The organism is Modestobacter sp. URMC 112 (assembly GCF_053502575.1).
On sequence record NZ_CP199957.1, the window covers coordinates 456,013 to 480,890 of the forward strand.

Consider the following 24,878-nt stretch of genomic DNA (forward strand, 5'->3'; position numbering starts at 1 on the left):
GGTGGTCATCGGGCGGCCAGGGCGTCGTCCAGGGCCCGCAGCAGCTCCCGGGTGGCGGCCGCGGGGTCCGCCGCGGCGGTGACGGCCGAGACCACGGCCACCCCGGCCGCCCCGGCCGCGACCAGCTCACCGACCCGGTCGGCGGTCACCCCGCCGATGGCGATGACCGGCACCTCGACCGCGGCGGCCACCGCCCCGATCCGGGCCGCGCCGAGCGGGCCGGGCAGCCCGGTCTTGGTGGTCGTCGGCCAGGCCGGGCCGACCCCGAGGTAGTCCGCGCCCTGCGCCACCAGCTCCGCGGCCCGGACCGGGTCACGGGCCGTGCCGCCGAGCAGGTGGCCGGGGCCGGCGACCCGCCGGGCGGCGTCCAGCGGGAGGTCCTCGGCGCCCAGGTGGGTGCCGTCGGCGCCGACCGCCAGCGCCACGTCCACCCGGTCGTTCACCAGGCAGGTCGTGGTGTCCCCGCAGATGCCGACCACCGCGCGGGCGAACTCGTACAGCACCCGGTCGGTGCAGTCCTTGGCCCGCACCTGCACCACCGGCGCGCCGGCGGACACCGCGGCGGCGACGGCGTCCAGCGCCGCCCGGCCGCCCCGGGCGTCGGTCAGCACGTGCAGCCGCCCCAGCGGCGCGTTCACCGGGCTGCCCCTGCGCCGCGGCGCCAGGACGGCGCGGTGACCAGCAGGGTGAGGACGGCGGCGACGGCCAGGCTGACCAGCGACGCCGACCAGCCGTTGGCCGGGTCGATGCCCAGGTCGCCCTGGCGCGCGGCCCACCACGCCGTCCAGCCCGCGCCCGGGCCGGTGAAGTACGTGGGCAGGGTGAGCTGGTAGGCCACGAACCCGGCGGCCCAGGGGAGCAGCAGCAGCGGCCGGGCCGGCGCGGTGTCCGACACGTCCCAGCCGCCGCGCGGCAGCACGAAGTACACCAGCACGAAGACGCCGACGAGAGGGACGAAGACCGCGCCGATGAGGAAGAGGAACGGCTCGTAGGCGGCGACGTCCAGCACGAGCGCGAGCAGCGTCGCCGCCGTCCCGACCAGCACGGCCAGCACCCGGCGGTCCAGCCGGGCGACCAGGTTCTGCGCCGACACGGCGGTGGAGTAGACGTTGGCGAAGGCCTCGTCGACCTCGACCACCAGCAGCACCAGCACGGCGAGCAGGCCGAGCGGGACGGCGAGCAGGGCGTCGATGACGTCCAGCCCGGCGCGGCCGTAGGCGACCAGCGCGAGCGCGCCGAGGGTGAACATCGTGACGGTGGCCAGGCCGTAGCCCAGGGACGCCCCGGCGAAGGCGGCCCGGCCGCCGCGGACGTGCCGGGTGTAGTCGGCCACCAGCGGGAACCAGGAGACCGGCAGCGCGATGACGACGTCGGTCGCCGTCCAGAAGGACGTCGCCGCCCCGGTGGCGACCGGCGGCAGCGGCTCGGCCAGCACCTGCACGAACAGGTAGGCCACCGCGGCCAGCGCCAGCCACACCGCGTAGCGGGCCAGCACCCGGACGACGCCGAGCGGCCGCAGCGCCATGACGGTGGCCATCGCGCCGGCGGCGAGCACGAACGGCCAGCGCGGCGCGTCCAGGGCGCGCGAGGCGGCCTCGGCGATGACCACGATCTCGAAGGTCGCCCAGCCGACGCACTGGACCAGGTTGAACGCCGTGGGCAGCGCCGAGGCGCGGCGGCCGAGCAGGCCGCGCAGCAGCACCATCCCGGGCACGCCCTCGCGCGCGCCGGCCGCGGCGCCCAGACCCAGCAGCACCGATCCGATCACCGCGCCCACGACGATCGCGAGCAGGGTGATCGACAGCGGGCGGCCGGGCAGCACGACGAACGTGGCCGCCACCGGGAGCAGCAGGCTGATGCCCAGGTTGCCCCACAGGCCCAGGCTGTCGCGCAGCCCCAGCGTGCGCGGCGGGGCGGCGTCCAGGGTGATCGGTGCGTCACCCGCGGCGGGGGCCGGGACGGACGTGCCGCTGCTCATGGTCGCTCCCTACGCCGGCATTACCCGGACAGGTTCCAGCGGTCGGCGGCGCCGTCAGCCGCCCTCTCAGCCCGGTGACCCGAGCTCCCGCACACGTACGGCCGACTGTAGGTCCCTCGGCCGTGACCGCGCACACCGACCGGGTCGCCGGTCTGCGCCACGACAGGTCGGGCAGGCGTTGGGCCGGGCGCTTGGTGGCCGCCCTGGCCCTCGTCGTCCTGGTCGCGTGGCCGGTCGGTGGACGGCGGACGGACACGGTCTGCCGCAGGGACCGCGGCCGTGGCAGGGTCAGCACGTGACCTCTGAGACGTCCACCGGGCCGGAGGTCCTGTGGCGGCCGACGCCCGAGTCGATCGCGGCCAGCCGGCTGGGCCGGTTCGCCGCCTGGGTGGCCGGGCGACGCGGCCTGGACCTGGGCACCCCGGCCGACTACGACCGCATCTGGCGCTGGTCGGTGGAGCACCTGGACCAGTTCTGGGCCGACGTCGCGACCTGGTCCGACGTGCTCCCCGACGTCCCCGAGGACCGGGTGCTCACCCGGCGCGGGATGCCGGGCGCGGAGTGGTTCCCCGACGCGCGGCTGAACTACGCCGAGCAGGCGCTGCGGCACGCCACCGACGACCACCCGGCGCTGGTCGTCGTCGCCGAGGACACCGACCCGGTGGAGGTCTCCTGGGCGACGCTGCGCGGTCAGGTCGGCGCGTTCGCCGCCACCCTGCGCCGGCTCGGCGTCCGGCCCGGCGACCGGGTGGCCGGCTACCTGCCCAACGTGCCCGAGGCGGTGGTGGCCTTCCTCGGCGCGGCCACCGTCGGCGCCGTCTGGTCCTCGGTCGCGCCGGACTTCGGCACCCGCAGCGTGCTGGACCGCTTCGCCCAGATCGAGCCGGTGGTGCTGGTCGCCGTCGACGGCTACCGCTGGGGCGGCCGGGAGCACGACCGGCGCGACGTCGTCGCCGAGCTGCGCGCCGCGCTGCCCAGCGTGCGCACGACGATCGCCGTCCCCCGGCTGCGCCCAGACGAGGTGCCCGGAGACGCCCTGCCCTGGGCCGAGGCGGTCGCCGACGTCAAGGACCCGGTGTTCGAGGCGCTGCCCTTCGACCACCCGCTGTGGATCGTCTACTCCTCGGGCACCACCGGGCTGCCCAAGGGGATCGTGCACGGGCACGGCGGGGTGGTGCTGGAGCAGCGCAAGCAGCTCGGGCTGCACCTCGACGTCGGCCCCGGCGACCGCTTCTACTGGTACGCCTCCACCGCCTGGATCATGTGGAACATCGGCACCTCGGCGCTGCTGACCGGGGCGACCGTGGTGGTGCACGACGGCGCCCCGACGTACCCGACCGTCGACGCCCAGTTCGCCCTCGCCGGCCGGGTCGGCATCACCTACCTGGGCACCAGCCCCGGCTACCTCGCCGCCTGCGAGAAGGCCGGCGTGCGGCCGGCCGACGACCACGACCTGTCCGCGCTGCGGTCCGTCGGCGTCACCGGCTCCCCGCTGCCGGCCGCCGGCTTCCGCTGGGTCTACGACGCGGTGCGCCCCGACGTGCTGCTCGGCTCGCTGTCCGGCGGCACCGACGTCGCCACCGGCTTCATCGGCAGCTCCCCGCTGCTGCCGGTCACCGTCGGGGAGCTGCAGCGCCCGATGCTCGGCGTCGCGGCAGCCTCCTGGGACGAGGACGGCCGGCCGGTGGTCGGCGAGCTGGGCGAGCTGGTCATCACCGAGCCGATGCCGTCCATGCCGCTGTACTTCTGGAACGACCCGGACGGCGTCCGGTACCGGGAGTCCTACTTCGAGCCCTGGCCCGGGGTCTGGCGGCACGGCGACTGGCTGGAGATCACCGAGCGGGGCACCTGCCTGATCACCGGCCGGTCGGACTCCACGCTGAACCGGGGCGGTGTCCGGATGGGGACGGCGGACATCTACGCCGCCGTCGAGGCCATCCCGGCCGTCCGCGACTGCGTGGTGCTCGGCGTGGAGCAGCCGGACGGCGGCTACTGGATGCCGCTGTTCGTGCAGCTGGCGCCGGACACCGAGCTGACCCCCGAGCTCGAGGCGGAGATCCGGGCGGCGATCCGGGCCAACGCCAGCCCGCGGCACGTGCCCGACGAGATCGTCGTGGTCCCCGGCGTCCCGCACACCCGCACCGGCAAGCGGCTGGAGGTGCCGCTGAAGCGGCTCTTCCAGGGCGTCCCGGAGGACAAGGCGCTCAACGTCGGCGCCGTCGACGACCCCGACCTCGTCACGCACTACGTCCGGCTCGCCCGGGAACGGACGAACCGGCGGTGAGGGGCCGGGCCTGGCCCTCCGACGACGACCTGGCCGACCGGCGCCGCGCGGTCGCCGCCGCGACCAACGCCGTCGTCACCGTGGTGGACCCCCCGCTGCCGCACGCCGCCGACGGCCCGCTGGCCGGTGTGCGGGTGGGCGTCAAGGACAACATCGACACCGCCGGGGTGCGCACCACCTGCGCGTCGGCGTTCTTCGCCGACCGGGTGCCCGAGGTGGACGCCGTGGTGGTCACCCGGCTGGTCGAGGCGGGGGCCCAGGTGGTCGCCAAGCTCAACCTGTCCGAGTTCGCCGTCGGGTTCACCTCGCAGAACTCGGCAGCCGGGCCGTGCCGCAACCCGTGGGCGCTGGACCGGATACCGGGCGGGTCCAGCGGCGGCTCCGGCGCGGCGGTGGCCTCGGGCCTGGTCGACCTGGCGCTGGGCACCGACACCGGCGGGTCGATCCGGCTGCCCGCGGCGGTCTGCGGCGTCACCGGCCTGCGTCCCGGCGTCGGCACGGTGCCGACCGCCGGCACCTTCCCGATGTGCGAGCTGGTCGACACCGTCGGGCCGATGGCCCGCACGGTGGACCTGGTGGCGCGGGCCTTCGCCGTCCTGGCCGGCCGGCCGGTCCGGGAGCCGGCGCCCGCCCCGCCCCGCCGGATCGGCCTGCCCGTGCTGGGCCCGGACCTGGACGAGGGCGTGGCCGAGGCGGTCGCCGCGGCCGGCCGCGTGTTCGCCGACGGCGGGTCGGAGCTGGTGCCGGTGGAGGTGCCGGGCCTCAGCGCGGCGCAGGACGTGCTCTACACGATCGTCTACTCCGGGCTCCCCGACGTGCACCGCGAGCGGCTGGACCACCCCGGGCTGTTCCACCCCGACACGCTCACCCGGGTGCTGCTGGGCAGCGGCCTGACCGACGGGGACCGGGACGGGGCGATGGCCGCCCGGGCCGACTACCTGCAGGCCATGGCGGAGGTGTTCGCCGACGTCGACGTGCTGCTCACCCCGACGCTGCCGGTCGACGTCCCGCTCGCGGAGGGGACGGACGACGTGCTCGCCCTGACCCGGCGGCTGGCCCAGCTCACCGCCCCCTGGTCGCTGCACGACGGGCCGACCCTCGCGCTCCCGGTGGGCCGGCACCCGCGCTCGGGCATGCCGGTCGGCGCCCAGCTCACCGCGGCGGTCGGCGGCGAGGACCTGCTGCTGGACGCCGGGGCGTGGTACCAGGGCCGCACCTGCTGGCACACCCTCCACCCGCCCGTCTCGGTGGACTGAACCGGTCCGTCCCACGCGCACGAGGGGCTGGGCGCGGAGCCCGGTCGGCCCTACGGTCGACGGCACCCGGCCGCACCCCGGTGCTCCAGGAGGACGCCATGCCCCTGATCCCCGACCTGCGGTGGACCGCCGAGCACCTCGCGGCCGATCCCGGCGTCGTGCACGTCACCCACCTGCACCTGCGCCGGCTGCGTGACGTGCCCGCGTTCCTCCGGGACAGCCTGGCCATCCGGGCGCAGACCGTCGCCAGTCCGGGCGCGCGGTCGCTGGTGCTGCGGGCCCAGCCCCTCGCACGGCGCTTCACCACGGTGTCCTGGTGGGACGACGGCGCGGCGGTGCGGGCCTTCGTCCGGGCCGATCCGCACCGGGCGGCCATGGCCCGCTGGGGGCCGGAGATGGAGCACTTCAGCAACCGCGCCCAGCCGGGCACCGCCGGTGTCGTGCCGACGGTGACGTCCGCCGGAGCGGCCGCCGTCCCCTGGTGACGCCCGGCCCCGGTGGTCACCGCCCCGGGCTCTTCCGGGCTCGAGCCCGCGGGCTTTCTCGGGCTCACGCCCGGGGGAGCAGTCGGGGGAGGGCGGCGGCGAGCAGCAGCGCCAGGACGGCGACCGCCGCGGTCCCGGCCAGCGCGTACCCGGCGAAGACCACCAGGGCCGCCAGCTCGACCCCGACCCCGGCCACCGACGTGGCCGTCGCGCGGGCCGGCCCCTCGATCGCCGCCTGCAGGCGGGTCTCCGCGACGACCAGCAGCAACCGGTACAGGGCGTAGCCCCCGCCGACGGCCACCAGCCCGAGCGGCACCGCCAGGGCCGCGGCGGTCCCGAACGCCACCCCGGCAGCGGCCAGCACGACGGCGAGCGTGCGGACCGGCCAGGCCGCCGCGCGGCCGCCCAGCGCCGCGCCCGCGGCGCCGGCCAGCGGCACGCCCAGCACCGCCACCGGGGTGACCGCGACGGGCACGCCCCAGTCGCGGGCCATCAGCGGGAAGTACTCCTCCACCGCGTCGAGGCCACCGAGCAGCACGACCAGCAGCACCGCCGACCGGAGCGGCGGCCGGGCGGCCACCTCGCCGACGCCGGCGCGCAGCAGCGCCCACCAGCCCGGCTCGCCGCCGTCCGCGGCGTCGGCGGTCCCGCCGCCGCCAGCCGGCGCCGGGCGGGGCGGCTCGGGCAGCCGGGCGGCCAGCACGGCGGCCCCGAGACAGCCGGCCACGCTGACCCACCCGACCAGCGGGAACCCGCCGACGGCGAACAGCCCGGCGGCCAGCAGCGCGGTGGGCACCTGGGAGACCAGCTCCATGGCGCTGACCCAGCCGTAGACCCGGCCGAACTGCCCGGGCGCACCGGCCGCGGTCAGCCCGTCGTGCAGCAGCGCCTCGAGCGCCCCGGACACCAGTGCGCCGCCCAGCGCCCAGACGACGAAGCCCGCGGCGAAGGCGGTCACGCCGGGCAGCGCCGTCCACAGCACGTAGGCGGCGGCCTGCAGGACCCCGGCGGCGACCAGCGCGGCGCGCCGGGAGAACCGGTCGGCGAGCGCGCCCGAGGGCACCTCGGCGAGCACCGCGGTGGTCGACCACAGCGCGAGCAGCGCGGAGACGTCGGCGTCGCTCAGCCCGGCGTCGGCGAAGAGCAGCGCGTACAGCGGGTAGAGCGGCACGACGTCGGCGACCAGTGCCCAGGCGACCGCCCGCCGGGCCAGCGACCGGGCCGGCGGCGGGAGCGGCGGAACGGGTGGGGGTCAATCGGGGGGCATGCCCGGGACCGTAGACCGGGGCGGAGCCGGCGGCGAGGCGATTTCCCGGGCGGGTCCGTCCGCGCTCCGAGGGGTCAGCCCTCGGACGTCTCGCCGGCGGTCGGACGGGAGGCGCGGATGACCACGGTGGTGCCCTCGGGGCTGGGCGTGGCGGTGATGTCGGCGAAGGCGCTCATCAGGGTCGACCCGCGGCCGCGGTCCATGCTGGGCACCCGCTCCCGCCACTGCCCGTAGTCCCGCACGGTGATGGTCACCGAGCCGTCAGCGGTCTCGGCGGCCACGTCGAAGAACGGCTCGGTCGGGTCCTGGGCGTGCTCGATCGCGTTGGTGGCCGCCTCGCAGGCCGCCAGGACCAGGTCGTACGCCTGGTCCTCGTCGAGCCCGGCGGCGTCCAGCAGGCGGCGGAGCGCCCGCCGCAGCGCCGGGATCGAGTGGGGCGTGGAGGCGAAGCGCCACCGTTCCCGCAGCGACGTGTCCACCGCCGCCGGCGGCGGGGACGGCACGACCGGGGGTGCCGGGGTGTCCGCCGGGCGGCTGGCCGGCACCAGCGAGCGCACGTCCGGCGAGGGCACCTCCGGCGCGGTGGGCGTCGTCCGCGAGGGCGGGCCGGACACCGGTCCGGCGCCCCGGCGGCGGGCCGCGCGCTCGACGGCGACCCGCACCCGGGCGACGAGCTCCGCGGCCGGGAAGGGCTTGGCCAGGTAGTCGTCCACCCCGGCGTCGAAGCCTTCCACGGCGGCCTCCTGGCCGGCCCGGGCGGTCAGCATTACGACCTGCACGTCGCGGGTGGCCGGGTCCGCGCGCAGCCGGCGGAGCAGCTCGAAGCCGTCGACGACCGGCATCATCACGTCGGTCACCACGACGTCGGGGAGGCCGGCGGTGGCGATGCTGTCCAGCGCCTCGGCGCCGTTGGCCACCGCCCGGACGGTGCAGCTGTGCGCGAGCAGCCGGGCGACGTACCCGCGCATGTCGGCGTTGTCGTCGACGACGAGCACGGTGGGCGCCCCGGGGACGGCGGCCGGGTCCTGCTGCACCGCGACCTCGGTCTCCCACGCGTCCGCGGTGCCGCGGGCCGCGGCCGACGGGGTGACCGGCCGGGTGGCGTCGGCGTCGGGGCGGCCGAAGGGCACCGTGACGGTGAACGTGCTCCCGCGGCCGGGCTCGCTGGCCACCGAGACGGTGCCCTCGTGCAGGGCCACCAGCTCCCGCACCAGGGCCAGCCCGATACCGGTGCCCTCGCGGTGCCGCGCCGGTGAGCCCGGCACCCGGTGGAAGCGCTCGAACACCCGGGAGAGCTCCTCGGGCGGGATGCCGATGCCGGTGTCGGCGACGGTCAGCACCACCTGGTCGTCCGCCTCGCCCAGGGTGACGGAGATGCCGCCGACGAAGGTGTACTTGACCGCGTTGGACAGCAGGTTGAGGACGACCTTCTCCCACAGCCGCGGGTCCACCGCGGCCGGCCGGGACAGCGGCGGGCAGTCGACGGTGAAGCGCAGCCCGGCGCGCTCGGCGGCGGCCCGCAGCACGCCGGCGAGCTCAGCGGTGAACGCCGCCAGGTCGGTCTCGACCCGGACGGCGCTGGCCCGCCCGGCCTCGATGCTGGCGAAGTCCATCAGGTCGTTGACCAGCCGCTGCAGGCGCTCACCGTTGCGCACGGCCAGCGTCAGCTGGTCCCGGACGCCCGGCGTCAGCGGCTCGGCCGGGTCGTCGAGGACGTCGCGGATGGGGCCGAGCAGCAGGGTCAGTGGGGTGCGGAGCTCGTGGCTCACGTCGGAGAAGAACGCCGTCTTCGCCCGGTCGAGCTCGGCCAGGGACTCCGCCCGGCGCCGCTCGGCGGTGAAGGCCCGGGCGTTGGCCAGCGCTCCGGCGAACTGGCCGGCCAGCAGCTCGTGGAAGGCCCGGTAGCCCTCGTCCAGTGCCCGGTTGGGGCTGACCGCGACCAGCAGGACGCCGATGGGCTCGTCGGCGGCGGTGATGGGCAGCGCCACGGACTCGGTGACCAGGTCGCCCCAGAAGCCGCCGTGCAGCTCGAGGCCGGCGACGTCGCGAGGCAGGTCCTGGACGGAGTCGCAGACCGCGGGCAGGGCCCCGGGCGGGCAGCCGACGACGCCGGCGCGGTGCAACCGGCCGTCCGTCGCGTCCTGCAGGTAGACCCCGGCGAAGGGCACGTCCAGCAGACCGGTGCCAAGCGTCGCGCAGAGCGCGGTCAGCACCGCCTCCTCGTCGCCCAGTGAACCGCCGGCGGCCGACAGCCCGTGCAGCAGCTGCTGACGGCGTTCGGCCACAACCTCCCCGGTCACCTCGGTGCAGACCGCGTGCATGCCGGCGACCTCGCCGTCGTCGCCGAAGGCGGGCGCGTGGGAGACCGTGAAGTAGGTCTCCTCGCGGTACCCGGCCCGCTCCAGCAGCAGCGGCAGCCGCGGGAGCCAGGACGCCTCCCGGGTGGCCATCGCGTGCTCGACCGGGCCGGCCAGCGCCGCCCACCCCTCGGCCAGGGTGACCCGGATGTCCTCGCCGATCGCCGGGTGCTTGGCGCCGATGAACGGTGCGTAGCCGTCGTTGTAGAACTGCACGTACTGCGGGCCCCAGGTGAGCACCATGGGGAAGCGCGAGGCCAGCACGGTCCGGATGGCGAACCGCAGCCCCGCCGGCCAGGACCCGACCGGGCCCAGCGGGCTGGCCGCCCAGTCGTGGGCCGCCATCAGCCGGCCGCACTCGCCGCCCCCGGCGAACAGGTCTGCGTCCGGGGGACCCGACGAGGGCACGAGGGCCACGCACACCTCCAGCCGCGGATCGCTTCGGACGGCGCCGGCGGCACGCCGGCACGGGACAGCGGCCCACCGCCGGTGGTGGGCGTGCCTGCTGCAAGGTACCGGCCGTCCTCGGGAGGGCGGGCGCGAGGCCGCGTGGCCGCGCGCGGCGGTGGCGGCTTGGATGGGGCAGTGCCGCCGGGACAGCCCCGGCGCCCGGCCCGAGGAGCACATCCGTGGCAGAGCCGACCCGCCCCGACGTCGAACCCCCCACCGGCCCGGCCCCCGACGACCTGGTGGTCGAGGACCTGGTGGTCGGGGAGGGCGCCGAGGCCACCCGCGGGAGTCTGGTTAAGGCCCACTACGTCGGGGTCACCCACGAGGGCGGCGAGCAGTTCGACGCCTCCTGGGACCGCGGCGACCCGCTGGAGTTCCAGCTGGGCGTGGGCATGGTCATCCAGGGCTGGGACGAGGGCATCGAGGGCATGCGGGTCGGCGGCCGCCGCCGGCTGACCATCCCCGCGCACAAGGCCTACGGCGAGCGCGGCGCGGGCGGCGTCATCAAGCCGGGCGCGACGCTGGTCTTCGTCGTCGACCTGGTCGGCGTCCGCTGAGCGACCCCGCTGCGGGGCCGCGCCCCCGCCGCGGGGCGGGCCCCGCAGCGGGGCCCCCGGCCGAGGGGATGCCCGGGGCCGGGCCGCGGTCCGGTGCCGGCGTGCAGGTCGAGGTGTGGTCCGACGTCGTGTGTCCGTGGTGCTACATCGGCAAGCGCCGGCTGGAGACCGCGCTGTCCCGGTTCGCCCACGCCGACCGGGTCGAGGTCGTGTGGCGCTCCTTCCAGCTCGACCCGAGCGTGCCGGAGGGGCAGACCCACGCCACCCTGCCCGCGCTGGCCGCGAAGTACGGGCGCAGCGTCGAGGAGATGCGGGACCAGATGGCGCACGTGGAGTCCCTCGCCGCCGCGGAGGGACTGGAGTACCACCTCGCCGACGGCATCAGCCGCAACACCCTGCTGGCACACGAGCTGATCCACCTGGCGGCCGAGCGCGGCCTGGGCGGGGCTGTGAAGGAGCGGCTGCTGCACGCCCACTTCGCGGAGCAGCGCTCGGTGTTCGACGTCGATGCGCTGGTCGAGCTCGGCGCCGAGGCCGGGCTGGAGGCCGCCGAGGTGCGCGCCGCGCTCACCGACCGGCGGTACCTGCCCGCCGTCACCGAGGATGTCGCCACCGCCCGGGCGCTCGGCGCGACCGGGGTGCCGTTCTTCGTCGTCGACCGCACCTACGGCGCCGCCGGCGCCCAGCCGGCCGAGGTGCTGCTCCAGCTGCTGGAACGGGCCTGGGCCGATCAGCCCAGCAGGCGGGGCACCGCGCGCAGCGCGGCCTCGGCGTCGGCGGCCAGCCGCCGGACGACGTCGGTGGCCGACACCTCCCCGGTCACCAGGCCGACGGACTCCCCGGCGTAGACCGGGGCGTGGTCCGGGTCTCCCACCCGGCGGGCCGTGCGGACCTGCTCGGTGGCCGCGGCGTCGCCGCGCAGCTCGTCCTCCCGGCCGTGCCAGGTGTCGGTGAACTCGTTGGCCAGCGCCCGGCCCGGCCACCTGGCCGGCCAGGGGATCCCCTCCGCCACGTCGAACGCCCGGGTCAGCACGGTGCGGTCCCCGCTCGCCGCCCGGACCCGCTGCTGGGCTGCCGGGCTGTTCAGCCCCTCCGGGCAGGCCAGCAGCGGGGTGCCGACCCAGCCGCCGGCCGCGCCCGCGACCAGGACGGCGGCCAGTCCCGCTCCGGTCGCCACCCCGCCGGCGGCGAGCACCGGCCGGTCGGTGACCGCGAGGACCTCCTGCAGCAGGGGCAGGGTGGCCCGCTGCCCGGTGTGGCCGCCGGCCTCGGTGCCCTGCGCGACCAGCAGGTCGACGCCCGCCTCGAGCGCGCGGTCGACGTCGGCTCGGGTGTTCACCGCCGTGGCGACGGCGATGCCGGCGTCGTGCAGCGGGCCGACGGAGGGCCCGGGGTCGCCGAAGGACACCGACACCAGGACGGGCCCGGCGGCGATGGTGGCCGCCAGCAGCTCGGGCCGGTCGGCCAGCACCCAGGCCATCAGGCCGATCCCGAAGGAGGCGTCGGACTCCTGGGGCAGCCGGGCCTGCTCCGCGATCCAGCCGGGCTCGGTGGCCGAGCCCACCCCGATCATCCCGAGCCCCCCGCCCAGGGACACCGCCCGGGCCATCGCACCGCCGGCCACCCCCGCCATCGGCGCCCCGACGACCGGGGCGTCCAAGTCGAACCATCGGGTCAGCGCGGTCCTGATCACGGGGACATGGTGCGCCGCGTGGGTCGGCGGCGCAGCACCCCGGTGCGCCGGGCGCGGGCAGGTCCCCTGGACGCGCGTGAGCCCCGGCCGCGGGGCCGGGGCTCACGGGTGCGATCGGGTGGTCAGCTCGTCGCGGGGCCCCCGTGCTCGGTGCCGGCCAGCTGCTTGAGCAGGTCGTGGCATCTCGCGGCCCGGTCGGAGTCCACCTGCATCACCTCGCGAAAGAACGCGGCGACGTCGTCCAGCCCGGCGTTCTCGGCGTCCCGGACGTACTGGCCGTAGTCGTGGCCGGCCTTGAGCGAGTGGTACTGCACGGAGATCAGGTCGAACGTCACGTCGGCGAAGCCGGTCTCACCGGTGGCCATGGTCCCTCCTCACGACGGTGTGCCCCGTGGCCCTGGCTCGGCCGCGGGTGGCACGCGACTACCCCGGCCGGACGGCCGGGACACCTGGTCAGCTGCCGGCGAACCCGCCGGTGACGTCGTCCCCGGTGAGGTCGTCGGGCGCGTCCTCCTCGGCCGCCATCGGGTCACCCGGGAGCGGCGCCGGGCCGCCGGCCGGGCCACCGCCGTCGGTCTCGTCCGCCTCTGCGTCCAGCTCGTCCTGACCGGTGGTGACGTCGTCGTCCGCGGTGGAGGCGAGGTCCTCGCCCTCGGCGACGGCGCCGGGGTCGGCCTGCAGGGTCCGCGGGTCGTTCAGCGGGTCCGGGACGGCGGGGTCGGTGACGGTCATGACCCAGCGGGTGCCCGGCCAGCCGGCGTCCCAATCGCGATCCCCGTAACTGGACGGTTACGTAAGAAGTCTGTTACACATCTCCCGTGGACGCGCTGGCCGCACTGGCGGACCCCACCCGCCGGGAGATCGTGGCGCTGCTCGCCGGCGGCGAGGTGACCGCCGGCGAGCTCGCGGCCCGGTTCCCGGTGAGCCGCCCGGCGGTCAGCCGGCACCTGCGGGTGCTGCGGGAGTCCGGCCTGGTCCGGGTGCGCGCCGAGGGCCAGCGGCGGGTGTACGCGCTGGACCCTGGGCCGCTCGAGGAGCTCGACGCCTGGCTGACCCCCTACCGGCGGCTCTGGGCGCAGCGGCTGGACGCGTTGGACACCGAGATCGCCCGCGGACGGCGGGCACGACGGACAGGAGACGACCGATGAGCGGAGACCCGCGGTACGGCGAGGTGACCGAGGAGCCGGGAGGCGGCCGGCGGCTGCGGTTCCGGCGCTCCTGGCCGGACCCCGTCGAGGACGTCTGGGCGGCGCTGACCGACAACGAGCGCACCGCCCGGTGGATCGGCACGTACGAGGGCGAGCGCCGGACCGGGGGCGTGGGCACGTTCACCATGACCCACGAGGAGGAGCCGGCCGCCGAGGCGGTCACCATCGTCGAGTGCGACCCGCCCCGCCGGCTGGTGCTCGAGTGGACTGCCGAGGAGCACTGGCGCATCGACCTGGAGCTCGCCCGCCAGGACGGCCGCACGGAACTGGTCCTCACCCAGGTGCTCGTCAGCGCGGACGCCGTCGGGGACGTGGCGGCCGGCTGGCACTGGTACCTGGACAAGTTCGAGGCCGAGCTCACCGGGCGCCCCCAGCCCGGGGACTGGGACGCGTTCCTGGCCGAGGTCGGGCCGGCCTACGGCTCCCGTTCCGCGTCCTGAGCTGCGGTCGCGCGCCGATCGCTGGTGTCGCAGAGCGACGTACCTCACACTGCGGGTAGACGTCTTATACGTAACACTGTTCGCGGTTCCGGGGGCCGTCCCGCCTCGGTAGCCTGACCCGATCCCCCGGCCTCGACGTCGCGGCCGGGGAGATCGACAGCCCAGCACCAGCGCCGGTGCCAGCGCGCAGCCCGGCCACCCACAGGATGGAGACGCCGTGACTTCCGTGGCGATTCAAGGCCTCGACGACGCCCCGACCACGCACGCCCGCCTCCTGGCCTGGGTGCAGGAGATGGCCGAGCTGGCGACGCCGGACCGGGTGGTCTGGGTGGACGGCACGGAGGAGGAGTGGGAGCGGCTCACCCAGCGGCTGGTGGACGCCGGCACCTTCACCCGGCTGGAGAAGAAGCCCAACTCCTTCTGGTGCGCCTCCGACCCCAGTGACGTGGCCCGGGTCGAGGACCGCACCTACATCTGCTCGGTCGACGAGGCCGACGCCGGTCCCACCAACAACTGGATGGAACCGGCCGAGATGAAGTCGGTCATGACCGAGCTGTACCGGGGGTGCATGCGCGGCCGGACCATGTACGTCATCCCGTTCTGCATGGGCCCCGTCGAGGCCGAGAACCCGATGTTCGGCGTCGAGCTCACCGACTCCGAGTACGTGGTCGTCTCCATGCGCGTCATGGCCCGGATCGGCAGCCGCATCCTCGAGGCCATGGGCACCGACCGGCCCTTCGTCCCGGCCATGCACTCCCTCGGCGCCCCGCTGGCCGACGGCCAGGCCGACGTGCCGTGGCCGTGCAGCGACACCAAGTACATCGTGCACTTCCCCGAGGAGCGGGCCATCTGGTCATACGGCTCGGGCTACGGCGGCAACGCGCTGCTGGGCAAGAAGTGTTACTCGCTGCGCATCGCGTCGGTGATGGCCCGCGACGAGGGCTGGCTCGCCGAGCACATGCTGATCCTCAAGCTGACCAGCCCGCAGCAGAAGACCTACTACGTCGCCGCGGCCTTCCCCTCGGCCTGCGGGAAGACCAACCTGGCCATGCTCGAGCCCACCATCCCGGGCTGGAAGGTCGAGACCCTCGGGGACGACATCGCCTGGATGCGGTTCGGTGAGGACGGCCGGCTCTACGCGCTCAACCCCGAGTTCGGCCTGTTCGGCGTCGCCCCGGGCACCGGCTGGGACACCAACCCCAACGCGATGCGCACCATCGACAAGGGCAACTCGGTGTTCACCAACGTCGCGCTGACCGACGACGGCGACATCTGGTGGGAGGGCATGACCGACGAGCCGCCGGCCCACCTGACCTCCTGGAAGGGCAAGGACTGGACGCCGGAGTCCGAGGAGCCCTCGAGCCACCCGAACAGCCGGTTCTGCACCCCGATCACCCAGTGCCCGATCCTGGCGCCGGAGTACGAGGACCCCAAGGGCGTGCCGATCTCGGCGATCCTGTTCGGCGGGCGCCGCAAGACCACCATCCCGCTGGTCAGCGAGGCGCGGGACTGGAACCACGGCGTCTTCATGGGCGCCACGCTCTCCTCGGAGACCACCGCCGCGGCCACCGGCGCGGTCGGCGTCGTCCGTCGCGACCCGTTCGCGATGCTCCCGTTCATCGGCTACAACGCCGGCGACTACTTCAACCACTGGGTGCAGACTGGCAAGCAGCACGACTCCACCAAGCTGCCCCGGATCTTCTACGTGAACTGGTTCCGCCGGGACGAGGACGGCGGCTTCCTGTGGCCGGGCTTCGGTGAGAACTCCCGCGTGCTCAAGTGGGTCGTCGAGCGCCTGGAGGGCACCGCGGCGGCCGTCGAGACCCCGGTCGGGCACGTGCCGACGCCGGACTCCCTCGACGTCTCCGGCCTGGACATGACCCAGGAGCAGGTGGAGAAGGCCCTCGCCGTCAAGCCCGAGGAGTGGCGCGAGGAGATCCCGCAGATCACCGAGTGGTTCGAGAAGTTCGGGGACAAGCTGCCGACCACCATGTGGGACGAGCTGGAGATCCTCAAGAGCCGCCTCGCCTGAGGAAGGACCCCGTTGCCCCCCCCACCGCTCGCAGGCTCGCGGTGGGGGCCCTGCAACGGGGCCGACCGGGGACTGACGGGCCTCGTCGTGTCCGGGTCCGGCGCGTCCGCAGGGCGCGTCGGGGGCGGGCGGGGCGTCGGTTAGCGTGGGGTGACCGGCGTCCACCCGTGACCGGAGGCCTCCCCGCTCGTGCCCAATCCGTACCTGCACGTGCTGCGGACCCCGCACGCGGTGCCCATGGTGGTGGCGGCGTTCATCGGCCGGCTGCCGCTGTCGATGGTCGGCCTGGGCAGCGTGCTGCTCGTCCAGGCCGAGACCGGCAGCTACGGGCTGGGCGGTGCGGTGGCCGCGGTCGGCGCCGTCGCCACCGCCGCGGCCGGGCCGGTGATCGGCCGGCTCGCCGACACGCACGCGCAGCGCCGGGTGCTGCTGACCGTCGTCTCGGTCTTCGTGGCCTCGGGGGTGGCCTTCCTCTTCGCCGTCCGCGACCACTGGCCGCTGTGGACGGTCTTCCTCAGCGCCGCGCTGGCCGGCGCGACCATCCCGCCGGTCTCCTCGATGATCCGGGTGCGGTGGACCCACCTGCTGCGCGGCACGCCGTCGCTGCCCACCGCCCTGGCCATGGAGTCCGTGGTGGACGAGTTCGTGTTCATAGTCGGGCCGGTGCTCGTGACGTTCCTGTCCACGACCGGCCACACCACCGCCGGCGTGGTCACCGCCTTCGCGCTGGCCGCCGTGGGCAGTCTGCTGTTCGCCGCGCAGCGGCACACCGAGCCCCCACCGGCCGAGCACGAGCACCGGGGCGGCCCCACGGCGATGCGCAGCCGCGGCCTCCGGGTGCTCTTCGTCGTCGGGCTGGCCGTGGGCGCCATCCTCGGCACCCTGGAGATCGCCCTGGTCGCCTTCGCCGACGAGAACGGCGCCCGCTCGTCGTCCGGCCTGCTCATCGCCGCCCTGGCCGCCGGGTCGATGGTCTCGGGCATCGGCTGGGGGGCCGTGCACTGGCGCATCCCGCTGCGCCGCCGGCTGGTCGGCGTCCTGCTCGTGCTGACCGTGCTGACCTTCCCGCTGGTGCTGGTCGGCAACGTCTGGCTCATGCTGCCCTTCGTGCTGGTCGCCGGCATCGCCGTCTCGCCGTCGCTGATCAGCGCCTTCACCCTCGCGGAGGTGCTAGTGCCGCGCTCCTCGGTGACCGAGGCCTTCACCTGGATCGGCACGGCGCTGGCGCTCGGCGTCGCGGTCGGTGCGTCGGCCGCCGGCAAGATCGTCGACGTCGCCGGCGCGAACACCAGCTTCCTGGTGTCCACCGGCGCCGCCGCGGTGGCCGTCGTGGCGGTGGCCGTGGGTCAGCGCCACCTGCACGTGCCCGCCGACCGGGTGGACGCCGCCGGCCTCGCCGCCTGACCGCCGTCCGCCGGACGGCTCAGCCGTCCCCGGCCGCCTGACTGCGCTGCCTCATCCGGCCCCGGCTTGACGCGGGACCGGCCCGGGGCCAAGGTCGCCTGGCCGGTGCTGGCCGGGAGGAAGGCGGGGCCGTGGACGTCGACGTGATCGTCGAGATCCCGAAGGGATCGCGGAACAAGTACGAGTACGACCAGCGGCTGGGCCGCATCCGGCTGGACCGGATGCTGTTCACCGCGACCGGTTATCCCGGCGACTACGGGTTCGTGCCGGACACGCTGGCCGAGGACGGCGACCCGATCGACGCGCTGCTGCTGCTCGACGAGCCGACGTTCCCCGGCTGCCTGGTCCGCGCCCGGGTCATCGGCGTGTTCTGGATGCACGACCAGAAGGGCCCGGACGCCAAGCTGCTGTGCGTGCCGGCCACCGATCCGCGGCACGTGCACCGGCAGCGGCTGGAGGACGTGCCGATGCACCTCGTCGCCGAGATCTGGCACTTCTTCGACACCTACGAGGCCGTGGAACCGGACAAGTCCAGCGAGAGCCGCGGCTGGGAGGGGCGCAACGAGGCCACCAGGGCGGTCGAGGAGGCCGTCCGCCGGTACGCCGAGCAGCGCAGCACCGACCCCGTCGCCCAGGCGTGAGCCGACGGCCCTCGGCCGCGGGGACGTGACCTCCGCGACATGCCGGACGGCACGGCCCCCGACGGCGTGACCGAGCAGCGGAATGGCGGTTTCCCGGCCATTTCCGGCGCGGATGTCGACAAGCTGACGTAATTGCCGGCGGTCGTCGGCCATTTCCGGGACCGCCGCAACGATTGCGTGACGGAGCCGCGCTGAGTGCGTTCGAGCGCGTCCAAGAAGGGGGCGCGGGACCTAATTTCATGTGCGTCGGCGGCACTTCCCCAGCCGCGACGAGCGCACCTGAGGAGCCCCGCGTGAACGCGCCCCCTGCACCGGCCGCCCGATCGTCGTCCGCCGTCCTGACGCTGCCCGGGGACGAGGACCTCGGCCTGGCCGAGCTGCTCGACCTCTTCGCCCCGGAGGGGGCGGCGGCGGTGCCGGCCGGCAGCTCCTTCCGGGCCGACGCGACCCGGCTGTGGGGCTGGCTGCGGCACGGCGTGCGGCGGGCCACCGCGTGGGGTGCCGGTCCGGGAGGTGCCTGGCGTGCCTGGTGACCGTCTCCTGATCCCGACGTCCGGTCGACCCTCGAAGGTGGTGCGGTGATGCTGTTCTGGCCGATGGTGTCCATGGCTGGGTTCGTCGTGCTGGCGGCGCTGGTGATCGCCCTGGGCGCCAGCTCGACCGCGCGGTACGAGTTCGAGCGCAACCGGGTGCAGGCGGCGCGGCAGCAGGCGGTCGTCCCCGCGAACGCGGTGGAGGTCCTCGCCGGTGAGGGGCCGCCGGAGCGGCCGGCCGGTGACCTCGGGCACGCGACCGGCGGGAGCGGTGGGACCGCGGTGCAGGAGCAGCGCGCCGAGCGGGGCGCCGCCGTCAGCGTGGCCAACCACCCGGCGGGGAAGCGGGCCACCGATCCGGGTGCGGTGCCGGACTGGTGGCTGGTCGACGAGCAGGGCGACATGCCGGGCGAGGTCCTGGCGGGACCGTTCGCGGACCCGATCGAGGCGGACTGGGCCGCTCTGGCCGGCGGCCTGTCCGGCACGCGGGTCGTCTACGGGGTGCCACGCGCCGACGGCGCCGGGGTGGTGCGGCGGCAGCTGCCGCAGGAGCGGGCCTGGCTGACCGAGCTCGGTGACCAGCTGGACCGGCTGTCCGACGACTGGGACGAGCTGCTGACCGACGAGGACGAGCTCACCACGCTGGTGGTCGAGGTGGCCGCCGCCCTGGTCGAGGCCGGGCTGCCGCTGCACGACTGCGTGGGGGAGGAGCCGGCCGGCGGGGTCTGCCTCACGCCCGAGTCCGGGCACCGCGGGATCGTGGTCAGCTGGCACCGGCACGACCGGATGGGGCGGCAGCAGGTGCGTGGGGCCGCGATGGACGCCGCGGTGCAGGAGGCCATGAACGACGTCATCGGCGACCTGCTGGCGATGGCCGGGTTCCGGGTGGAGCCGTTCGGGTCGGCCGGGGTCTCCCTGGTGACGGTGGCCGAGTCGGAGGGGTGAGGTACACGCGGGGGCGGTGGCCGGCGGGCGCCTGTCCGGCCGTCGTCCTCGCTACCGTGGCCGGGCCCGTACCCCGTCGGAGGAAGGACCGCCCGTGGCCTCGCTTCTCAACCCCTATCTCAGCTTCTCGGACACGGCCCGGCAGGCCATGGAGTTCTACCGGGACGTGTTCGGCGGGGAGCTCACGCTGAGCACGTTCGGCGAGTCGGGCATGGCCGAGGGACCGGACGCCGACAAGGTCATGCACGCCCAGTTGCAGACGCCCGCCGGGTACACGCTGATGGCCTCCGACACCCCGACCGGCATGGACCGCAGCGTCGGCTCGAGCATCTCGGTCAGCCTCAGCGGGGACGACGGCGACGACCTGCGCCGCTACTTCACCCGGCTCTCCGAGGGGGGAGCGGTCACCATGCCTCTGGAGAAGCAGATGTGGGGTGACGAGTTCGGGATGTGCGTCGACCAGTTCGGGATCTCCTGGATGGTCAACATCTCCCAGCCCGCCGGCTGACGGTCGACGGCTCGCGAGATCTGCGGTCTCGTGGCTCTCAGGCGCCGGGAGGCCACGGGACCGCAGATCCGGCACCACGAGGTCAACCGGCCGCCGGGCCGGGGGACCCGCGGCGCAGGGCCAGCGCCGGGGCCGCCATCCCGGCACCGGCCAGCGCCAGTGCCGGCGCCAGCGGGACGACGAGCACCAGCCCGGCGACGGCGAGCGGCGCGGCGAGCAGCGCCGCGGCCCGGAAGGTGCCGCTGACCGCGATGGCCTCGCCGCGCTCCTCCGGGTGCACCGCCTCCGCTGCGACCGCCGGACCGAGCACCTGGACGACGCCGGCGGCGACGCCGCTGAGCACCAGCATCAGCCCGGACAGCACGATGCTGCCGGCCACGGCGCCCGTGGCCGCGGTGGCGACGCCGGTGAGGACCATGCCGCCGGCCAGCACCCGCGTCGTCCACCGGCGGGGGAGGCGGCCGGAGACCGCTGTCCCGACCAGGGCGGCGCCGTTCGCCGCCGCCACCAGCGCGCCGATGGTCGAGGAGGACTGCCGGGCCTGGTCCAGGGCGACGGGGATGTAGGACGTCAGCAGCGACCGCCACGCGCCGGCCGTCACGCCGGCCCAGCACCCGGCGTCCACCCCCGGCCGCCGCCACAGCCGCCCGGGCGGCCGGTCCGCCGGCGGCACGAACGGCGGCAGCCGGTCGAGCAGTAACGTCGGGGCCACGCCGAGGACGGCGACGACGGCGGCCACCCCCAGCGCCAGCGCCGGCGACCGCTCGGACAGCACGCCGGCGGCCAGCGGGCCGGCGAGCAGCCCCACGCCCCCGACCAGGTTCACCGAGGCGAGCGCGCCGGCGGCGCTGCCGGGGCCCCGGACGACGTGGGTCTGGCTGCCGGTCCAGAAGCAGGCCCGCGAGACACCCTGCACCAGCTGCGCCAGCACCATCGGGAGGACGGCGGCGGACACCGCGACGACCGCGCTGCTGGCCGCCAGCAGCACCCCGGCGCCGGCGATGAGCGTCCAGTCCGCCCAGATCCGCATCACCCGTCCGAGGACGAGCCGGACGGCCATCTGCGACACGGCGGACACCGCGGTGAGGACGCCGATCTCGGTCGCGGAGTACCCGGCCCGCAGGGCGAGCAGAGGAAGGGCCACGCTGGCGATGCCCAGCGAGACCGAGTAGACCCCGGTGCCCACCGCGACCGCGGCCACGTCGCGCGACGGCCCACGCCGGCCGCGGTCCGCGCTCACCGCGCCCACCCTAGGCACCGGGGTCCGACGGTCCCGCGATCGGCGCGGACGACCAGCCGCCCCGGCTGACATGCTGGCCCGGTGACCCGACCCCGCCCCGCCGCGGGCGGCGGACGCCGGCTCGGGGTCGCCCCCGAGCGGCTGGGCCGCTGGCTGGACGGGGTGGCCGAGCGGCACGGCGCGTTCACCGAGGTGGTGGCCGACCCGGACGGGACGGTCCGCACCACCAGCGCCGACGGCACGACGCTGACCCTGCGGGCGCCGTTCGGCTGGGCCCCGGGCCCGGGCGTGCTCACGGCCCTCGCCGCCGGCGCCCGGGAGCCGCACCGGGCCGCCGTCCTGCTGGTCCGCCGCGGCCGGTGGGCGGTCGGGGTGTTCGACGGGCCGGAGCTCGTCGTCTCCAAGGTCGACGCCCGCCAGGTGCAGGGCCGGACCGCGGCCGGCGGCTGGTCGCAGCAGCGGTTCGCCCGCCGGCGCGGGCACCAGACCGACGCCGTCGTCTCGCACGCCGCGGACACCGCCGTGCGGGTGCTGCTGCCGCACGCCGCCACCGTGCGGGCGCTGTTCACCGGCGGGGACCGCGGCCTGGTGGACGACGTCCTGGCCGACCCCCGGCTGCGCCCGCTGGCCGCGCTGCGCCGCGAGCCGGCGCTGGACGTGGGCGATCCCACCAGGGCCGTGCTGCTGACCACGCCGGAGCAGTTCCGGGCGGTCGAGGTGCACGTCGTCGAGCCCGCCGACCGCGGCTGAGCCGCCGTCCCCGGGGCGCGGGAGGCGCCCCGTGGACCGCTCAGCGGCTCAGGACGTGTGGTGGACCTCCTGCAGCCGGTGCACCGGCGTCGGGATGCCCGCCTGCCGCGCCTTGAGCTGGAGCGCCAGGTAGAGGGAGTAGTGCCGGGACTGGTGCAGGTTGCCGCCGTGGAACCACAGCGCCTCCTGCTGGGTGGGCTTCCACATGTTGCGCTGCTCGCCCTCCCACGGCCCCGGGTCCTTGGTGGTGTCCGAGCCCAGGCCCCACACCTTGCCGACCTTGTCGGCGACCTCCTGGGAGATGAGGTCGGCGGCCCAGCCGTTCATCGAGCCGTAGCCGGTGGCGTAGACGACCAGGTCGGCGGGCAGCTCAGTGCCGTCGGCGAGCACCACCGAGTGCTCGGTCAGGTGGTCCACCTGCCCCTTCACCAGCGCGACGTCGCCGTTGGCCACCAGGTCGGCCGCACCGACGTCGATGTAGTAGCCCGAGCCGCGGCGCAGGTACTTCATGAACAGCCCGGACCCGTCGTCGCCCCAGTCGTGGTCGAAGCCCGAGGCCTCCAGCCGCTCGTAGAAGTCGGCGTCCCGTTCCCGCATCTGCTGGTACAGCGGGATCTGGAACTCGTGCATGATCCGGTACGGCAGCGAGGCGAAGACCAGGTCGGCCTTCTCCGTCGTCATGCCCGCCTCGACCGCCTCCTCGGAGTACAGCGCCTTCAGCCCGATGTCCATCAGCGAGTCCGAGCGGACGATGTGCGTCGAGGAGCGCTGCACCATCGTGACGTCCGCGCCGGTCTCCCACAGCGCGCCGCAGATGTCGAAGGCGGAGTTGTTGGAGCCGATCACGACGCACTTCTTGCCGCGGTAGGCGTCCGGGCCGGGGTGCGCCGAGGAGTGGTGCTGGTCCCCGCGGAACCGCTCCATCCCCGGCAGCTTCGGGATGTTGGGCTTGCCGGACATCCCGGTGGCCAGCACCAGCTGCTTGGGGCGCAGCACGACCGGCTTGCCGTCGCGCTCGACGGTGACCGTCCACTCCTGCGTGACGTCGTCGTAGGAGGCGGACAGCGCCCGGGTGTTGGACCAGTAGTTCAGCTCCATCACCCGCGTGTAGGACTCCAGCCAGTCGGCGATCTTGTCCTTGGGGGCGAACACCGGCCAGTTGTCCGGGAACTTGATGTAGGGCAGGTGGTCGTACCAGACCGGGTCGTGCAGGCACAGCGACTTGTAGCGGCTGCGCCACTGGTCCCCCGGGCGGGGGTGCTTGTCGATGACGATCGTCGGGACGTCGAGCTGCCGCAGCCGCGCGCCCAGCGCGATGCCGCCCTGGCCTCCGCCCACGACCAGGACGTAGGGCTGGGTCCGGTAGCCGAGCTCGCGCGCCTCGCGCTCGCGCCGGTCCAGCCAGGTCTCCCGGTCCCGGTGGATGCCGTGCTCGGCACCCGGGGGACGGCGGTCGCGGACCGGCTCCTCGTGGCCGGTCAGCTCGTACAGCGTGGTCAGCAGCGTCCAGGCCCTGCCGTCCTGCAACCGCAGGTGCCCGCGCCCCCGGCCGACGGCGGTCTCGAACTCCAGCCAGGCCTCGTCGACGCCGCCGCCGCCGGTGGGCGGCTCGGCGACGCGGAAGTCCCGCGGGTCGGTGCGGTCCAGGGTCTCGGTCAGCAGGTCGCGGACCTGGTCGTGCCCCTCGGCCGTGGTGATGTTCCAGGTGAAGCTGACCAGGTCCCGCCAGAAGCAGGTGGGCGAGAACAGCTCCACCGCTGCGTCCACGTCCCGGGCGGTGAGCGCCCGCTGGAACGCGGCCAGCCAGGCGGCGACCCGCCCGTCCGGGGTGTCGGCGGCGGCTGTCGGGGTGTCGGTCGGGTCGAGGGTCTGGGTCACGCCCACCTCCTGCGTCGTCGAAGGGGTGCCGCCCGGGTCGGGCGCCCGACGAGCTGACCACCCCGGACACCTCCGCGGCAAGGCCCGGACGGCGTTGCGCGGCCCGGAGCGGGCCCGCCCCGACGCCCCCTCAGCGCAGCGGCGCGTCCGACGTCAGCTCGATCTCCTCGCGCCGCAGCCGGTCGGTGACCGCCTGCTGCTCGGTGACCCAGGCGGTGGTGAGCCGGACCCGCTCCACGGGCGCCCGCTCCAGGGTCACCACCGGCTGGTCGGCGTAGAGGGTCACCCAGTCGCTCGAGCGCCCCGCGTGGTCCCCGGCGTCCCGGACGGCGTCCCCCGCCGCGTCGGTGGTGCTGTCGCCGGGCCGCAGCGGCAGGTACTCGATCCGGGCCCGCTGGCGGGTGATCGTCACCGGGACCATGACCTCCTCGGTCACGTCCTCCACCCGCAGCACCGCCCGGGCCCACGGCTCCCGCACGGTGTCGACGCGCAGCTGCTCCTCGGAGCGGGTCATGGCCGTGTCGCCGCCGCCGCCGGTCCGGCCGGCCGGCTGCCCGACGGCCTCGGTCGACCGGGTGTCCGTCCGGCCGCCGGCCGCACCCCGGGTCCCCGCCGCGTAGTGCTCGCGCAGGGTCACCTCCTCGGCCGGGCTGAGCCGGTCGGGCGCCGACGGGCGGGGTGCGCGGCGCACCGCCTCGTCGTCCACGGTCAGCCGGAGCCGCCCGTCGCTGAACTGCGCGTCGGCGATCGGCGCGACGAGGGGGGTGGCGCCGGCGTCGGGGGAGGCGTCGGGGCCGTCGGTCAGGCCGACCCAAGTGGGCCGGCCGGTGACGTCGTCGACGAAGACCGCCGTCACGGTGCCCAGCGCGTTCCCGTTGCGGTCGTCGGCGATCGCCCCGATGACTGGGGGCAGGACTGGGTCACTGGTCATGCCTGTGGTTGATCCGGAAACGCCCGGTTCACACATCCGGG

Annotated in this window: 24 protein-coding genes and 1 riboswitch; of the genes, 14 read left to right on the plus strand and 10 right to left on the minus strand. The window is 75.5% G+C overall.

Annotated features, from left to right (window positions below; genetic code table 11):
- Positions 1-5: 5 nt before the first annotated feature.
- Positions 6-638 carry a thiamine phosphate synthase gene (gene thiE, locus ACWIX6_RS02120; protein WP_448615198.1) on the minus strand — a complete coding sequence of 211 codons (633 nt, stop codon included), beginning with the start codon at positions 636-638 and terminating at the stop codon, positions 6-8.
- On the minus strand, positions 635-1,978 hold the full coding sequence (locus ACWIX6_RS02125) for a purine-cytosine permease family protein (RefSeq protein ID WP_448615199.1): 1,344 nt from the start codon (positions 1,976-1,978) through the stop codon (positions 635-637). The genes thiE and ACWIX6_RS02125 overlap by 4 nt, the downstream gene beginning before the upstream one ends.
- Positions 1,968-2,079: riboswitch (TPP riboswitch) on the minus strand. It overlaps the preceding gene by 11 nt.
- A gap of 194 nt (positions 2,080-2,273) precedes the next feature.
- On the opposite strand from ACWIX6_RS02125, the gene ACWIX6_RS02130 reads away from it, so the two are divergent.
- From ACWIX6_RS02130 to ACWIX6_RS02140, 3 genes are all read left to right on the plus strand, one after another.
- Positions 2,274-4,262, plus strand: coding sequence for an acetoacetate--CoA ligase (locus tag ACWIX6_RS02130; protein ID WP_448615200.1), 1,989 nt, complete (start codon positions 2,274-2,276; stop codon positions 4,260-4,262).
- Positions 4,259-5,518, plus strand: coding sequence for an amidase (locus ACWIX6_RS02135; protein WP_448615201.1), 1,260 nt, complete (start codon positions 4,259-4,261; stop codon positions 5,516-5,518). The genes ACWIX6_RS02130 and ACWIX6_RS02135 overlap by 4 nt, the downstream gene beginning before the upstream one ends.
- A 98-nt stretch (positions 5,519-5,616) precedes the next feature.
- Positions 5,617-6,003: an antibiotic biosynthesis monooxygenase family protein gene (locus ACWIX6_RS02140; protein ID WP_448615202.1), complete on the plus strand. Its 387-nt coding sequence runs from the start codon at positions 5,617-5,619 to the stop codon at positions 6,001-6,003.
- Between the two features lie 64 nt (positions 6,004-6,067).
- On the opposite strand, the gene ACWIX6_RS02145 is transcribed toward ACWIX6_RS02140, so the two are convergent.
- Both ACWIX6_RS02145 and ACWIX6_RS02150 read right to left on the minus strand, forming a co-directional pair.
- Positions 6,068-7,174: an MFS transporter gene (locus ACWIX6_RS02145; RefSeq protein WP_448615203.1), complete on the minus strand. Its 1,107-nt coding sequence runs from the start codon at positions 7,172-7,174 to the stop codon at positions 6,068-6,070.
- A 170-nt stretch (positions 7,175-7,344) separates the two neighbouring features.
- Entirely contained in the window at positions 7,345-10,044 is a 2,700-nt protein-coding gene (locus ACWIX6_RS02150) for an ATP-binding protein (RefSeq protein ID WP_448615204.1), read from the minus strand.
- A gap of 212 nt (positions 10,045-10,256) precedes the next feature.
- On the opposite strand from ACWIX6_RS02150, the gene ACWIX6_RS02155 reads away from it, so the two are divergent.
- Positions 10,257-10,634, plus strand: coding sequence for an FKBP-type peptidyl-prolyl cis-trans isomerase (locus ACWIX6_RS02155; protein ID WP_448615205.1), 378 nt, complete (start codon positions 10,257-10,259; stop codon positions 10,632-10,634).
- A 101-nt stretch (positions 10,635-10,735) separates the two neighbouring features.
- A complete protein-coding gene (locus tag ACWIX6_RS02160; protein ID WP_448615206.1) occupies positions 10,736-11,482 on the plus strand; it encodes a DsbA family oxidoreductase in 747 nt (248 codons plus the stop codon).
- Here ACWIX6_RS02160 and ACWIX6_RS02165 read toward each other — a convergent pair.
- From ACWIX6_RS02165 to ACWIX6_RS02175, 3 genes are all read right to left on the minus strand, one after another.
- A complete protein-coding gene (locus ACWIX6_RS02165; protein WP_448615207.1) occupies positions 11,365-12,327 on the minus strand; it encodes an NAD(P)H-dependent flavin oxidoreductase in 963 nt (320 codons plus the stop codon). The two genes, ACWIX6_RS02160 and ACWIX6_RS02165, sit on opposite strands and share 118 nt — an antisense overlap.
- A gap of 122 nt (positions 12,328-12,449) precedes the next feature.
- The gene (locus ACWIX6_RS02170; RefSeq protein ID WP_448615208.1) at positions 12,450-12,692 is read right to left on the minus strand and encodes an acyl carrier protein; all 243 of its coding nucleotides are present in this window, start codon (positions 12,690-12,692) and stop codon (positions 12,450-12,452) included.
- An 88-nt stretch (positions 12,693-12,780) separates the two neighbouring features.
- Positions 12,781-13,059, minus strand: a complete 279-nt coding sequence (locus ACWIX6_RS02175; protein ID WP_448615209.1) for a hypothetical protein — start codon at positions 13,057-13,059, stop codon at positions 12,781-12,783.
- A gap of 86 nt (positions 13,060-13,145) precedes the next feature.
- On the opposite strand from ACWIX6_RS02175, the gene ACWIX6_RS02180 reads away from it, so the two are divergent.
- The 8 genes from ACWIX6_RS02180 (at position 13,146) to ACWIX6_RS02215 (ending at position 20,038) form a co-directional block, all read left to right on the plus strand.
- Positions 13,146-13,475 carry an ArsR/SmtB family transcription factor gene (locus tag ACWIX6_RS02180; protein ID WP_448615210.1) on the plus strand — a complete coding sequence of 110 codons (330 nt, stop codon included), beginning with the start codon at positions 13,146-13,148 and terminating at the stop codon, positions 13,473-13,475.
- Positions 13,472-13,975 (plus strand): SRPBCC family protein, encoded by a 504-nt coding sequence (locus ACWIX6_RS02185; protein WP_448615211.1) that lies wholly within the window; start codon positions 13,472-13,474, stop codon positions 13,973-13,975. The genes ACWIX6_RS02180 and ACWIX6_RS02185 overlap by 4 nt, the downstream gene beginning before the upstream one ends.
- A gap of 217 nt (positions 13,976-14,192) precedes the next feature.
- On the plus strand, positions 14,193-16,007 hold the full coding sequence (locus ACWIX6_RS02190) for a phosphoenolpyruvate carboxykinase (GTP) (RefSeq protein WP_448615212.1): 1,815 nt from the start codon (positions 14,193-14,195) through the stop codon (positions 16,005-16,007).
- Between the two features lie 189 nt (positions 16,008-16,196).
- On the plus strand, positions 16,197-17,411 hold the full coding sequence (locus ACWIX6_RS02195) for an MFS transporter (protein WP_448615213.1): 1,215 nt from the start codon (positions 16,197-16,199) through the stop codon (positions 17,409-17,411).
- Between the two features lie 131 nt (positions 17,412-17,542).
- On the plus strand, positions 17,543-18,052 hold the full coding sequence (locus ACWIX6_RS02200; RefSeq protein WP_448615214.1) for an inorganic diphosphatase: 510 nt from the start codon (positions 17,543-17,545) through the stop codon (positions 18,050-18,052).
- 293 nt (positions 18,053-18,345) lie between these two features.
- Positions 18,346-18,585 carry a hypothetical protein gene (locus tag ACWIX6_RS02205; protein ID WP_448615215.1) on the plus strand — a complete coding sequence of 80 codons (240 nt, stop codon included), beginning with the start codon at positions 18,346-18,348 and terminating at the stop codon, positions 18,583-18,585.
- Positions 18,586-18,633: 48 nt separating this feature from the next.
- Positions 18,634-19,530 (plus strand): hypothetical protein, encoded by an 897-nt coding sequence (locus ACWIX6_RS02210; protein WP_448615216.1) that lies wholly within the window; start codon positions 18,634-18,636, stop codon positions 19,528-19,530.
- A gap of 94 nt (positions 19,531-19,624) precedes the next feature.
- Positions 19,625-20,038: a VOC family protein gene (locus ACWIX6_RS02215; protein WP_448615217.1), complete on the plus strand. Its 414-nt coding sequence runs from the start codon at positions 19,625-19,627 to the stop codon at positions 20,036-20,038.
- A gap of 82 nt (positions 20,039-20,120) precedes the next feature.
- On the opposite strand, the gene ACWIX6_RS02220 is transcribed toward ACWIX6_RS02215, so the two are convergent.
- Entirely contained in the window at positions 20,121-21,278 is a 1,158-nt protein-coding gene (locus ACWIX6_RS02220; RefSeq protein ID WP_448615218.1) for an MFS transporter, read from the minus strand.
- 81 nt (positions 21,279-21,359) lie between these two features.
- Between ACWIX6_RS02220 and ACWIX6_RS02225 the strand changes: the two genes are divergently transcribed.
- On the plus strand, positions 21,360-22,028 hold the full coding sequence (locus ACWIX6_RS02225; RefSeq protein ID WP_448615219.1) for an acVLRF1 family peptidyl-tRNA hydrolase: 669 nt from the start codon (positions 21,360-21,362) through the stop codon (positions 22,026-22,028).
- Positions 22,029-22,076: 48 nt separating this feature from the next.
- Here the strand turns inward: ACWIX6_RS02225 and ACWIX6_RS02230 are convergent, their stop codons facing one another.
- A complete protein-coding gene (locus tag ACWIX6_RS02230) occupies positions 22,077-23,906 on the minus strand; it encodes an NAD(P)-binding domain-containing protein (RefSeq protein ID WP_448615220.1) in 1,830 nt (609 codons plus the stop codon).
- 130 nt (positions 23,907-24,036) lie between these two features.
- Positions 24,037-24,837 (minus strand): YsnF/AvaK domain-containing protein, encoded by an 801-nt coding sequence (locus ACWIX6_RS02235; RefSeq protein WP_448615221.1) that lies wholly within the window; start codon positions 24,835-24,837, stop codon positions 24,037-24,039.
- Positions 24,838-24,878: the final 41 nt, after the last annotated feature.